A 12,862-nucleotide genomic window follows, 5' to 3' on the forward strand; every position below is an offset into this window, starting at 1 on the left:
ATCATTATTTATTTAAGATTTTTGCAATTAATTCCAATCCGATATCCATTTCTTGTTCGATGGCCACAAAAGCGATCGCAAGGTCTGTTTCAATCGTTGGGCTGATCTCCAGGTCCTTGGTCATTTGAGCCAATTTAATAAGTCCGGCTGTCGATGAAGTTCCCCGCAACTTATGAAGGAGTTCTTTGATGCGTACAATATCGTTTGTATCAATGGCCTCCTTTAACTGCTTTCTAGACCCCTTTATTTCCCGTACGACCAAATCCAGAAAAAAGGTTAAAAATGCGGGATCATCGCCAGCCTGTTCTTCCAGCCGTCGCATATCCAAATGCTCGTCCAAATCTTCCAGATCCGAGGCTTCGGCAGCACTGGGTTTAACCGATAACATGGCTTTTTCCAAGGCCTTGAATAAATCCTGTTGACGAATAGGTTTAGCTAGAAAGTCTGACATTCCCGCTTCCAGACAGCGTTCCTTTTCGCCTGAAATATTACCGGCAGTAACACCGATAATAGGTGTCTCAGCATAGGATGACATTTGCCGGATCTGTTTGGTTGCTTCAATACCATCGACCTCGGGCATCTGAACATCCATCAAAATAAAATCAAATTGTTTCTCTTTGCAAGCACGAATGGCTTGGGCTCCGTCAGAAACTTCGGTTAACTGGGCGCCAGGCATGATGCTAGCCATCATGCGTAAATTAAGCGCCATATTAACGGCATTGTCGTCTGCCAGGAGCACCTGAACGTCTTGACCGTACGAATCTGATGATAACGATAAGTTTGCATTCGCCTTTACTTGCACAGCATCTTCCCTATTTTGTTGTATCGCCCTTCTTAAAGTCGAATACAGTTCTTCAGATTTAATCGGCTTAAGTAGACAGAATGACCGCTCCTCCTGTCTAAATGCAGAAATCACCTCATGCTCTTCCGAGGAAGTATGTAATACAATCAATGGAATGCCTTCTTCTTGTTTTCTAAAGAGTTCCTTAATCTTTTCTATCGTTTCCAGACCCGATAAGATAGGCATATGATAGTCCATTAAAATCACATCGAATCGTTCACCTTTCATCAGCAACTGTAAGGCTTCCATACCGTTTTCTGCGAGGACAGACTCAACGTTTTTATAGGCCAACATATGTTGAAGGATAATCCGATTATTAGCATTGTCATCGACAACGAGGACACGATTTAACGGTAAGTCTGTATCTTCCTCCTCCATTTCTTCGCATCGGACCTCGATATCAAAATAGAACGTCGATCCGACGCCCAGTTCGCTTTCCAGATTCAATTTACTACCCATGTATTTCAGGAGGTTATTGGAGATTGTCAAGCCTAGTCCCGTGCCGCCGTATCGTTTACTGACGGAGCTATCTTCTTGTGTAAAGGCATCAAAGATGCGTTGTTGTTTCTCTGGTGGAATTCCTATCCCCGTATCTCTAACCGAAAAACGTAAGGTCAATTTATCCTCATCGTTGCGAAGTTTACTGATCTTAAATTCAATCTCACCTTTTTCCGTAAACTTAACGGCGTTACCTAATAGATTCACCAATACTTGCTTAATACGTGCCTCATCAATCCAAACAAAAGCCGGCAGCCCCTGTTCAATGTTCAAAAGCAGTTCGACTTCTTTGCGTTGTGCTTGATAGAGAACAACATTAATAACCTGATTCGCTACATCATATACATTATACTTATCGACAAATAATTCAAGCTTACCGGATTCGATTTTTGAAAAGTCTAAAATATCATTAATAATATTGAGTAAGCTATTTCCAGATTCATTGATATAGCCTAAGTATTGTAACTGTGTGTCATTTAATGGTGTTTTTAATAACAAATCGGAGAATCCAATCACACCGTTCAATGGCGTTCGAATTTCGTGACTCATATTGGCGAGGAATTCGGACTTTGCCTTACTCGCCAGATCGGCCAACTCTTTCGCTAATTTTAATTCATCATTTATTTTAACCGATTCAGTGATATTTTGTGTAAAAATAATGATCCCACCTATACTTCCATCAGCGAGATGCCACGGTCTTACTTCCCAATTGAAATGTTGTGCTTCGGCAAGTCCACCAGCCTGTATGACTTCATCCGTATTCTTATACGGTATTCCCTCCAGCGCATCAAGGTAGATTTTTTTTCTATTTTCCGGTATATTTGGAAACAATTGAAAAAAGTTACTATTTGGCGGCAAACTTACTCCTTCGTGAAAATCTTCCAACCATTGATTACTCACCGAAATATAGTTAAAGTCTCGGTCAAACATAGCAACCGAAGCAGGAACATAATCCACAAAAGCCCGTAACATAGATTCTTTGCGTTCCAGTTCCAAGAATAGCGATTTACTTTTATCAATATCCTGAATAATTCCAAAAACACGTTTACACACATCATTTTCAAATTCGGGAATACCTTTTACCCGCACCCAAATTGATTCACCATCTTGTTTTAATAGACGCAATTCGGTATCATAGGGTGTTCTTGTTTTAACGGCGTTTTCAAAAATTCCATGCAAAATAACCTGGCTTTCCGGCTCATAAAATCCGATTGCATGTTCAAAATCAGGTGTAAAATCAGGATCCACACCATGAATTAACTTCGTGGAGTCGGACCAATAGACCTTGTTTTCAGCTAAATTGACCTCCCATCCGCCTACCTGAGCGACAGCATTGGTCTGCTCCAGGATTTGTTTGGTATGCAAAAGATCATTTTCAAGGCGCAGTCGATCCGTCATATTCAAGGCCGTACTGACAACATAAGATCGTCCATTTTCATCCGTTTCCAACATATTATGGTATAGCCAAGAAATGTCTTCACCATCTTTTGTTTGAAGAACCATCATTCCCGAGTCCTCTTTGTTGCTTGCAATACGTTTGAGATAGTCTTCAACAAGACCGACATGATGAGACGGCACCAATTTCTTGAGGTTAAGTCCTTTTACCTCTTCTTTGGCATACCGCAATATCTCCCGTCCTTTTTCATTCACGGATAGAATATTACCGTCCAAGTCATGCATGCTCATCAGACCGATCGCATTTTCAAAAAAGCTACGGAATCTACGTTCAGAATTCTCCAACTTGAGTTTTTCTTCGCGCTCTTTTGTTACGTTTCTGCCAAAAGCCAGAATATCATGATTTATTGGATCATATTTGAAATGCCATTCAATTTCAACAACTTGGCCATTCTCTATTTTAGTCCTACTCGTTGATTGAACGCCGTATTTGGTTTCCTCAACCCGACCTAAGTCCGACACTAATTCCCTTTCAGTATCTCCCAATAAGGTAAAAATAGATTTGCCTAAACTATTCGACCTGGACAATCCCAGGACTTTACTAAATGCGGGGTTAACTTCTTTTACCTTGCGCGCCTCATCCAATACACAAATAATATTGTTCGTCAAGTGAAAAATTTCGGAGAAATAACCAGCCTGTACTTTTCGTTTTTTTCCCAATAATATTTTGGTCACCGCTTTGCCTAGCTCCTCCAACGAGTCTTTTTGCTTATCCGAAAGCTTTTTCGGATGGAAATCAATGACACAGATTGTTCCAAGAGCATCACCATCATCATCCAAAAGAGGAACCCCAGCATAAAAACGGATATTTCCTTCGCGAATCAATGGATTGGAAGATGAGCGTGGATCTTCAAAAGTATCTTCAATAACAAGGACCTCCTTGCTCATTATCGTGTATTGACAGACTGTATTCTTCCTTTCAACGGTATCCAGCTCCATCCCAACGCAACTTTGAATCCGTTGTGTTTCTTGCTCCATCATAGCAATTAAAGCTGCAGGGCAATCTGTAATCAGACAGGCTGCCTGCGCAAAAACGTCCAGCTCAGGGTCTTTCCCGAGTCCCATTAACTCATAGGACTTTAATTTTTCTATCCTTCTTAACTCATTTTCAGGAAAAACATTATTTGCCATTCACTTCTACTATTTAGATCTGGTTTATTGTGACCGTGAAGTTAATAAAAACATTGTTTAACGCCTAAACAATAAGGAAATATTGATCAGTAATGTTTTATAAAGAACAAACAACTGGTCAATTAGTTGGTGCAATACAAAGATTTACGATACATCTTCTTTATAATTTAGTTATTTACTAATTGAATTTTATAAAGTTTGACCTTATTAATAAAGGCGATCTGTACCTCTAGGGAATCTGTACAAACTATTCAAAAAATAGCGTAAAAACCAAAGAGCCCCCGCTAGATTTGATAGCGGGGGCTCTGCGATAGGTATAAGTTAAAAAAGTTTTTCAATACTCTATTCGGCATAGCCGGCACTTGCTGTCATTCCCTTCCCTCCGATACCGGTTCTAACATGTATCTTTGAGCTAACGTCGATTTCAAGAATATGATCTTTGTGCTGCGAATAATAACCTGCCCAAGAGGATGAAATCGAGGCACGCTCCATCGGCATGATACGGTTGGCTTCTGTAATCATCAATTCATTGATATAGGAATTCACAGCGAAGCCCAATTCATCAAGTCTGTTGCCCGCTGCATATTCGTGCGAATCACCGATAATAATACTACCATCCGTGGCCTGTTTAAAAAGTATATGAATTCCATAATTGCGTAGCTCCTGATAGTGATCAGGCAATGGAATTGTTTGAAAAGATGGGCAGTATTCTTCAAAACTCTCGTATCGACGAATGGTCAGTCCTGTTAAAATATTCCCTGGCAAATGGATATGGGCCAAAGGTTTCGTTCGCATCATTTGCAACTTGCTAATTTCAAGTCCACTATTGTCAAATAAGGAACGATATAAAATTTTAAACTCGTATCCATTGCAAATAAGCAATTTCTTCCCTTCAAAGTTTTGCAACGTACTGCTTGTGACAACAACAGCATCATTTTTATCCTCACAGGCCACAATTGTCGTATCGTATTTCAACGTATAGTCCACAAACTTATTTTGCATATAAATATGCAGCTGTCTAATCATTGACTCGGGTTCTACACTGAGTTCCTGCGGAAAAAAGATGGCCTCTTTAACATAACTAGCATTCATCACAGGATATTTCAATAAAACCTGTTCCTTCGACCAAAGTTCATGTTCATATCCTTTCGCTTGATAATGCTTAGATAACTCATGAAGTACCTGAACTTCATCATTATCTGAAGCAATATAGATACTACCATTTTTTCTAACGGATATATCCATCTCCCGCTGAATAGATTGATATATTTCAAGTCCACGTACACCATAATCAAACCATTCACCGGCCATCCCCGATGGCACTACTTGTCCAAAATTACGAACGGTAGATCCCACGGGAAAATTATCCTTTTCGAGTTGGAGCACACGTAACCCCTTTTGTAACGCATGATAGGCATGAAAGGTCCCTAAAATCCCGCCCCCAACAATAATTAAATCATATGTATTTGTTTTCATCTTTATAAATAGAATATCATAAAAAAGTATAGTTAACTAATTTGTACTTCTCCTTTTGTCGCATGCCAAGGAGCCAACAACTCATCGTCGCTTTCTTTCATCTGTTCTTTTTTTCGAATAAAATAAAGTAGGGAGAAGATGCCCAAAATCGCTCCGATAATAGACGCCGAAAAAACCAATTGAATAAAGTAATTTCCCCAGGTAACAGAATTTGGCATAAACTCTTTGTTCACCAATATCAGAAAACTACCCAAATAGCCGATTGAATCAGCCATATACATCACAAAACCAATATTACTTTTCATACGATATGTAGCGATCATTCTTTCAAAAAATATAGCGTTATAAGGAATGTATGCCATATATAACCCCAAACCGACAAGCAACATCCAACTTAAACCATCAATCCATTGCCTCGTAAACAAATAGGTAGAAATACCTGCAGTAAGGAACCCCATAATGATCATATAGTGAATCAACTTAAACGCTTTAAGATTGTTTTTAACCATGATAAGACAACTCACCAACAGCAATACAATTAAGGAAATAGTCCCATCAACTTTTGCAAAAATACCCGCTCCTTTTACATGTAACATCTGCCAGATTTCTACCTCAAAGTTATCCCGCACGTCACGTAAAATAGTAAGCATCGTGTACACGATAATAGTCAATACAATCCCGGGATTAAAGGTTTTAAAAAAGTGTTTTCGCATTTGACTGTTCATTGCAACGCGTTCTGTCCGTAGCTTCTTATCCTCCGTTGTAGGTTCTGGGGCATTTTCAAGTATCCATACGCACAAAATAAAGGGTAGAAAAAAAAGTAAACCCGTCAAAAATGGCATCCAAAATTCATTAATATGAAAAGAAGACATCAACCACCGTCCAACAGTTTTTATCAGTCCAGAAGCAAAAATCAGACTCACGGACATTACTGCCCCCATAATCTCTGTAAAACGCCTTCCTTCTAAATAACTAAATACCAATCCCCAAACCATTCCCAATGGAAAACCATTGATAAAAAGAAAGACAACATTCCAAGGCCTTGGACAAAGTGCAAATGCCAAAAGCCCTATCCATGAAATACAAATCAATGCGATTAAATACCGTCCTCTATTACGTTGTTTACTTTCAGAAATAAATTTAATGCCATAGAACTTTGACAACAAATAGCCCAGCATTTGAATGACCACCATACAGACTTTATAATCGACACCAAAAATAGTATCATTTGCAAAGGCAGATGCCGTAAATGACTTTCTAAATGAATACATACTCGTATAACATAAAAATGCTGTAACAGCCAGAACAATAGCCACAGATTTCTCATCCAGTCTATTTATGCGTCGTTTTATTCGTTGGTTTAACTCCATCATCTAAACTTGTTAACAGACCTCATCGTCCGCAATCAAAAGTAAATTTTGGAAATTAACACAAGACTAAACTTTTTGTTAAGTATTTATAAACAAATATAATTGTCCATTTGTAATACGAAAAGTATAGAATAAAAAAAGCATCATTGAATGATTCAATGATGCTCTAATACTTAACGTGTTATTATCTATTTCTTATTTTCAAAAAAGTATACAATTAGCATGACGGCCTTTCCATTTCCAACATTGCGCGGTGTATGTGATAGTCGTCCATTAAAGAAAATCGAATCGCCCTCCGCTAAGCTAATTTTTTGATCATTGAAGATATACTCCACCTGTCCGCTAATGATATATTTATATTCATAGGCTTCGGTCTCCACCATGGGGCGTTCTGCATCTGGAAGCAACTCCAAAAGAACAATATCCATGGTCGAACTATCCATCGCAGTTGTAAAAATCCGTTTATAATGAAAACCTATCGCCGACTCTTTTTCAAACGGACTATACGTATCTTTTTTCCGAACGACCACAGGGCCTGAATCCAATTCAGAATTAAAATCTTTAAAAAACTCGTTAAGATCAATATTCAGTGCATTGATGATATTAATCAATACGAGTAAGGAGGGTATTGTTCTGTTATTTTCAATCTGCGAAATAAGCCCCTTGCTTACACCCGCTCTATCGGCAACTTCCTGTATGGTAATTCCTTTTTCTTTTCGAATTTCCTTAATTTTATTGCTAATCTTGAATATCGTATTATCTTCCATAACTTGGCCAAAAGTAAACATTTTTATGAGGTCGTGTATATTAAGTTTTTATCACTTAATCATAGGTCACCTATAAAATTATGATATTTTACTGTTCTCAGAAAACTAAGGTTCAATAACAGTAGATTTTTTTTCATCATTCATTTTGCTCAGCATTGGTGAGTACTATTGGTAAACTTTAACCCAGTCAACACGCATCTCAACGGGTAGCTTGTCTTGATTCACTTCACCAACCCAGCTTCCGCCCAACTGTTGGTCAATCAAAAGATAAAAGGGTTGATCATAAGGCCACTGAGAGGGATCTACACCATCAACTCTTGGGTAAGTAAAGGTGTCAACACCATTTAACTGAAATACGATACGGTCGGGATACCAGCTTATACCATATATATTATACGCGTCAGTGTTGACCGAAGCGGTACCAAAATGTTTCGGATTCTCCTTTTGCCCCAGATCCAACGTATAATAGGAATGCGTGGTCTGGTATATGATATTGTCAAAATTAAGATGCTCCATAATATCGATTTCACCATTTCTAGGATATTTCCCATACTTGTCCAACTCTGCCAGCATCCACATGGCAGGCCATGCTCCTTTTGCACTTCCTAGCTTGGCTCTGATTTCTATGCGTCCGTACTGAAAAGCAAACTTCCCCTTGCTCCATATCCCGCCTGTCAAAAATGGTCTTGAATCGCTATTTTTGTCTGTATTTTTTATTCCTTTGAGAATTAACTCACCATTTTCCCATCCAAAACAGGCGTCATCCATGCTCATATGCCGATTCCAATCGGCTTCCCCTGCTGGAATCCGGGACCATTTACTACTATCTAGCTTTGGGGAATTGAAGTTTTCTTCCCATACCAGCTTCCATTCTTTAAGCTCACGATCCTTCTTTTGCATATACACATAAGGATATTCTTTTGGACTATAATGAACACTACATGCAGAAAACAGTAAGAAAAAACAACTTAGGCTTAGGACTCTCTTCATAATTAAAATAGTGGTTTCGCAAAAAATGATTTAGGCCTTAATTTAGACATAAATTACCATAACCGACAACTCCGCTAAAAATTAATAGAAACAAAGATTCAAACGCAAAAAATGAGATTGCGCAAAGTCCTTAAAACATAGGGTGAGCATTTGCCGCGTTCTTAGGTACATCTTGCTGCGCGTCCCAATGCTCTACGATTTTACCTTCTTCCAATCTGAAGATATCGATTGTCGATTTAAGGCTACCATCTGGATTCTTATTTTTTAGGTGTATGAAGACCAAGTCGCCGTCAGAAGCAATATGCTGTACATCAATCTTTGTCTTAGGCTGCCCTTCAAACCACTTTGTCGCAGCGAGCTTAAACGCTGCTGCCCCATCCGCAACAGCGGGATTATGTTGGATATACTGAGGAGAAATGTACTTGTCAACTGCAGAAATATCCTTATCACCAAACATTTGCTGATAAAAATCTAAAACGATTCTTTTATTCTCTTTGTTTTCGTCAAGTTGTTTTTGCGCAGCTTCTTTGGATTCATCTGTCGAAGGTTGCTGACAACCCAGCGTTAGCAATAAAACAGAGAAAGTCATAACCTTAACCATTATTCTATTTTTCATCTTTAAATCCATTTTAATTGAAGTCATCGATTCACACCTCACCTTAGCACACTCCAATTTACCTAATTTATACAATATAAACAGCTTTTATCTGAGGTCTTTTACTTTATAAATATTGGCATGATAATTGGATTTATTCCTATAGTATAATATTCAGAAATATACATTTCATAAATTTAGGTTAATAATTGGTTAGGTTAAACACCTGAAGTCCCCAACTTCAGGTGTTTTTTATATATTTTCGAAAATCAGTATTGCTATAAAAACAAAAATGACAATTATCGCTTTTATTAATCTAGTTCAATAAAATTCCTTATTGCGCGATGTAACTTTACGTCAGTTAAGAAAATAAAATTATCAACTATGGAAAATAAAATATTAGGACTACATCACATTACGGCGATAGCAGACAATGCAAAGCGAAATCTCGATTTCTATACAAAAGTACTGGGCGTACGCCTTGTCAAAAAAACAGTTAATTTCGACGACCCAAGCACCTACCACTTCTATTTCGGTAATGAACAGGGCGAACCAGGAACGATTCTTACGTTTTTCCCTTGGGAAGGTATCGGAAAGGGTACTCCGGGAGCGGGAATGGCGACTCATATTGGCTATGCCGTACCTCAAGGGAGTTTGGATTTCTGGAAAAATCGCTTAGCGGAACATCAGATTAGTTTACAGGAAAATGAGATTTTTGGAGAGAAGCTGATTTCATTTAATGATCCCGATGGATTGCAACTTCAGTTTATTGAAACTAACGACCCTAGAAAGGCATGGACAACTACCGACGTCAATGCAGATCATGCGCTAAAAGGATTCCATAATGTCACGCTTTCATTAAAAGAAGCAGATCCAACTATACGCGTATTGACCGATATTTTAGGTTATTCGTTTCATCAGCAGGATGAGAACCGCTATAGATTAACAACTGACAGCATTGAAACAGCAAACATTGTCGACATAATAGCGGATAAAAATCTGCCCTATGGCAAAAATGCGGCCGGCACAAACCATCATATCGCATTCCGGGTAAAGGATGATAATGTATTGATGGAGTATCGCGAAAAGGTCCTTTCGGCAGGGCTGAATATCACAGAAAAAATAAATAGAGATTACTTTTTCTCACTCTATTTTCGTGAACCTGGCGGTGTCTTATTTGAAATCGCGACAGACAATCCCGGGTTTACAGTAGATGAACCCTTATCCACTTTAGGAGCGGCACTCAAATTGCCAAAACAATATGAAAGCTATCGTTCGCAGATTGAACAGACATTGCCAAAAATCGATTAATAAAAGTTTATAAAAATCATTTTACAAAAGAAAAAGTTATGGAAAGAACTGAAATTGTATTAGACAAAAATCAACGTGGGGAGCTCCAATTATTCTCCGACGATCACAAAGCAGGTTTAATGAGCATCGCTATCATTGACGGGAATTTAGTAGTTTACCATACAGAGGTAGACGAAGCTTATGAAGGCCGAGGATTTGCCAAAATACTTCTTGAGAAATTGGTATCTCATGCGCGTGAAAACAACATGAAAATTGTTCCTTTATGTCCTTATGTAAATGCACAGTTTCATCGTCATCCAGAGCTTTATCAGGATGTTTGGTTTAAAAAAACGGTATAAATTACCATAAAAAGAAGGGACAAAATGAGTCATTCAATCAATATTAAAACGGCTGGGCAAAGTTTGGAACAGGCAAAAAAAGCCATCGTCATGATCCATGGTCGTGGGGGAAGTGCAGAAGACATCCTTGGTATGTCATCCTATCTTCATGTCGATAATTTTGCGTTACTTGCACCACAGGCAGAAAATCACAGCTGGTACCCCTATTCTTTTATTGCTCCCGTACAAGAGAACGAACCCTGGTTGAGTTCTGCAATTGATCTGATCGATCATACGGTCAAACTAGCTTTAGCCAATGGAATCCTCACCGAAAACATCTATTTTTTTGGTTTTTCTCAGGGTGCCTGTTTAACACTAGAATACCTTACACGGCATGGTCAACGCTATGGTGGTGCTATAGCAATTATTGGCGGAGTAATCGGTGAAGAAATTAACAGGGATAATTACAAGGGTGACTTTGCTCAAACACCTATTTTTATAGGCACTAGCGATCCAGATTTCCATGTTCCTCTTGAACGGGTGGAAGCTACAGTAGCCATCTTAGAACAAATGAATGCCAATGTAAAGCTCATGGTATATCAAAACGCAGGCCACTCCATCAACCGCGAGGAGATCGATCTTGCAAACGAATTCGTTCTTTAAGAAAGACAGAAATGATCCATTGGTAAGAGTGATCCATTGGTTGTTGATTAACTATGATTAATCAACAACCAATTTTTTCGACACATTAGACTTTAGGGTATTTATAGCCATTATGATAAACTGATGCCAGGTACCTATTCGCTTTCTGATCCGTAAAATGCTGTTGTTCTTTATCCCAATAGAGTTTTTGTCCTGTCCTAAATGCAATATTTCCCAATTGAGAAAAGATGGCAATATGGGCTCCTACTTCAATTGGTGCATGGAGTATTTGTGGATTACATTGGCGAATGGCAGCCACAAAATTTTCCATATGTTTATCCAAGCCATTGTCTAAAGAAGGTTGGATAGAGACCGCTTCCATCCTTCCTTTTTCTGGAATGACCTCCCATCCCGATCTATTCAACACCAGCGTACCATTGTTACCAATAAATGCGACACCATGATTACGATTATAAGGTCCGAGATCAATACCCTTAGCATGCTCCCATTGGATGTTGAAGCCCTCAAACTCATATACGGCAGTCATGGTATCAGGCGTTTGGCCAGCATCGTCCGGGAATGCGAACTTACCTCCTGAGGCCATGATGGATTTTGGATCAGAAACTTTCATCCCCAGTAAAGCATAATCCAACATATGCACGCCCCAATCTGTCATCAAACCACCCGCATAGTCCCAAAACCAGCGGAAATTAAAGTGGAATCGATTCGAATTAAATGGTCTTTTTTGTGCCGGACCTAGCCATTCCGTATAATGCACACCTGCGGGAACCGGTTCATCGGGTACAATGGGAATAGCACTTTTCCACCCCTGATAAGACCAAGCTTTCACCAATCGTATTTTACCTAATTTACCCGAATGAACAAAATCAATGGCGTCCTGGAAATGTTGCTGGCTCCGTTGCCACTGTCCAACTTGCACAATAGCCTTATTCTTTTTTGCCGCCTGAACCATTAATTGACATTCAAGGATAGAGTTACCAATAGGCTTTTCGACATAGACGTGTTTCCCCGCATTTACGGCATCGATCATTTGCAGGCAATGCCAATGATCCGGAGTTGCAATAATGACCGCATCCACCATTGGGCTGTTGAGCATTTTTTTATAATCTACAAATGTTTCGACATGTATGTTTCTTTTTTGAAGTTCTTCCGCTCTCTTTTTAAGAATATTTTCATCCACGTCGCAAAGAGCGGTACAAACCAAGCCATCATTCTTTAACAACGCATTCAAATCAGCCCAGCCCATACCATTTACACCAATTAATCCAACCCGGATGGATTGATCTAAAAAGGTTGAACCTTTCGCATTTAAAAAAAAAGTTGAAGCAGCTAAAACAGTAGACGTTTTGATAAAATCTTTTCTATTCATTGGATATTGGTTTAAGTTTTGTTTTTAACGGATATCATCTAAATATCAAATATGAATAGACTACATATGCTTGGATGAA

Annotated in this window: 10 protein-coding genes; 3 read left to right on the plus strand and 7 right to left on the minus strand. The window is 38.8% G+C overall.

Annotated elements, in window-relative coordinates; genetic code table 11:
• Positions 1 to 4: 4 nt before the first annotated feature.
• The 6 genes from B4Z47_RS03295 to B4Z47_RS03320 form a co-directional block, all read right to left on the minus strand.
• Positions 5 to 3,925, minus strand: a complete 3,921-nt coding sequence (locus tag B4Z47_RS03295) for a response regulator (protein WP_070570516.1) — start codon at positions 3,923 to 3,925, stop codon at positions 5 to 7.
• Between the two features lie 342 nt (positions 3,926 to 4,267).
• The gene (locus B4Z47_RS03300; protein WP_286726806.1) at positions 4,268 to 5,401 is read right to left on the minus strand and encodes a TIGR03364 family FAD-dependent oxidoreductase; all 1,134 of its coding nucleotides are present in this window, start codon (positions 5,399 to 5,401) and stop codon (positions 4,268 to 4,270) included.
• A gap of 32 nt (positions 5,402 to 5,433) precedes the next feature.
• On the minus strand, positions 5,434 to 6,774 hold the full coding sequence (locus B4Z47_RS03305; RefSeq protein ID WP_286726808.1) for a DUF5690 family protein: 1,341 nt from the start codon (positions 6,772 to 6,774) through the stop codon (positions 5,434 to 5,436).
• A gap of 185 nt (positions 6,775 to 6,959) precedes the next feature.
• Positions 6,960 to 7,559: a helix-turn-helix domain-containing protein gene (locus B4Z47_RS03310; RefSeq protein WP_254667692.1), complete on the minus strand. Its 600-nt coding sequence runs from the start codon at positions 7,557 to 7,559 to the stop codon at positions 6,960 to 6,962.
• A 144-nt stretch (positions 7,560 to 7,703) separates the two neighbouring features.
• A complete protein-coding gene (locus tag B4Z47_RS03315) occupies positions 7,704 to 8,528 on the minus strand; it encodes a glycoside hydrolase family 16 protein (RefSeq protein WP_070565327.1) in 825 nt (274 codons plus the stop codon).
• A 130-nt stretch (positions 8,529 to 8,658) separates the two neighbouring features.
• Positions 8,659 to 9,144 (minus strand): nuclear transport factor 2 family protein, encoded by a 486-nt coding sequence (locus B4Z47_RS03320; protein ID WP_070565661.1) that lies wholly within the window; start codon positions 9,142 to 9,144, stop codon positions 8,659 to 8,661.
• A gap of 363 nt (positions 9,145 to 9,507) precedes the next feature.
• Here B4Z47_RS03320 and B4Z47_RS03325 point away from each other — a divergent pair, with 363 nt between their 5' ends.
• The 3 genes from B4Z47_RS03325 to B4Z47_RS03335 are packed head-to-tail and all read left to right on the plus strand — an operon-like array spanning position 9,508 to position 11,414.
• Positions 9,508 to 10,434 carry a ring-cleaving dioxygenase gene (locus B4Z47_RS03325; RefSeq protein WP_070565329.1) on the plus strand — a complete coding sequence of 309 codons (927 nt, stop codon included), beginning with the start codon at positions 9,508 to 9,510 and terminating at the stop codon, positions 10,432 to 10,434.
• A 38-nt stretch (positions 10,435 to 10,472) separates the two neighbouring features.
• Entirely contained in the window at positions 10,473 to 10,772 is a 300-nt protein-coding gene (locus B4Z47_RS03330; protein WP_046672947.1) for a GNAT family N-acetyltransferase, read from the plus strand.
• 24 nt (positions 10,773 to 10,796) lie between these two features.
• Positions 10,797 to 11,414 carry an alpha/beta hydrolase gene (locus B4Z47_RS03335; protein ID WP_070565331.1) on the plus strand — a complete coding sequence of 206 codons (618 nt, stop codon included), beginning with the start codon at positions 10,797 to 10,799 and terminating at the stop codon, positions 11,412 to 11,414.
• 85 nt (positions 11,415 to 11,499) lie between these two features.
• Here the strand turns inward: B4Z47_RS03335 and B4Z47_RS03340 are convergent, their stop codons facing one another.
• Positions 11,500 to 12,783, minus strand: coding sequence for a Gfo/Idh/MocA family protein (locus tag B4Z47_RS03340; protein ID WP_286726811.1), 1,284 nt, complete (start codon positions 12,781 to 12,783; stop codon positions 11,500 to 11,502).
• Between the last annotated feature and the right edge of the window lie 79 nt (positions 12,784 to 12,862).

It is taken from the genome of Sphingobacterium sp. UBA2610 (assembly GCF_002339225.1).
GTDB classification, from domain to species: Bacteria; Bacteroidota; Bacteroidia; order Sphingobacteriales; family Sphingobacteriaceae; genus Sphingobacterium; species Sphingobacterium multivorum.

What these genes read in the sequence shown, in the direction of transcription:
- B4Z47_RS03340 (WP_286726811.1), bottom strand. Translation starts at nt 12,783, where the DNA reads ATGAATAGAAAAGATTTTATCAAAACGTCTACTGTTTTAGCTGCTTCA.
- B4Z47_RS03320 (WP_070565661.1), bottom strand. Translation starts at nt 9,144, where the DNA reads ATGAAAAATAGAATAATGGTTAAGGTTATGACTTTCTCTGTTTTATTG.
- B4Z47_RS03295 (WP_070570516.1), bottom strand. Translation starts at nt 3,925, where the DNA reads ATGGCAAATAATGTTTTTCCTGAAAATGAGTTAAGAAGGATAGAAAAA.
- B4Z47_RS03335 (WP_070565331.1), top strand. Translation starts at nt 10,797, where the DNA reads ATGAGTCATTCAATCAATATTAAAACGGCTGGGCAAAGTTTGGAACAG.
- B4Z47_RS03310 (WP_254667692.1), bottom strand. Translation starts at nt 7,559, where the DNA reads ATGTTTACTTTTGGCCAAGTTATGGAAGATAATACGATATTCAAGATT.
- B4Z47_RS03305 (WP_286726808.1), bottom strand. Translation starts at nt 6,774, where the DNA reads ATGATGGAGTTAAACCAACGAATAAAACGACGCATAAATAGACTGGAT.
- B4Z47_RS03325 (WP_070565329.1), top strand. Translation starts at nt 9,508, where the DNA reads ATGGAAAATAAAATATTAGGACTACATCACATTACGGCGATAGCAGAC.
- B4Z47_RS03330 (WP_046672947.1), top strand. Translation starts at nt 10,473, where the DNA reads ATGGAAAGAACTGAAATTGTATTAGACAAAAATCAACGTGGGGAGCTC.
- B4Z47_RS03300 (WP_286726806.1), bottom strand. Translation starts at nt 5,401, where the DNA reads ATGAAAACAAATACATATGATTTAATTATTGTTGGGGGCGGGATTTTA.
- B4Z47_RS03315 (WP_070565327.1), bottom strand. Translation starts at nt 8,528, where the DNA reads ATGAAGAGAGTCCTAAGCCTAAGTTGTTTTTTCTTACTGTTTTCTGCA.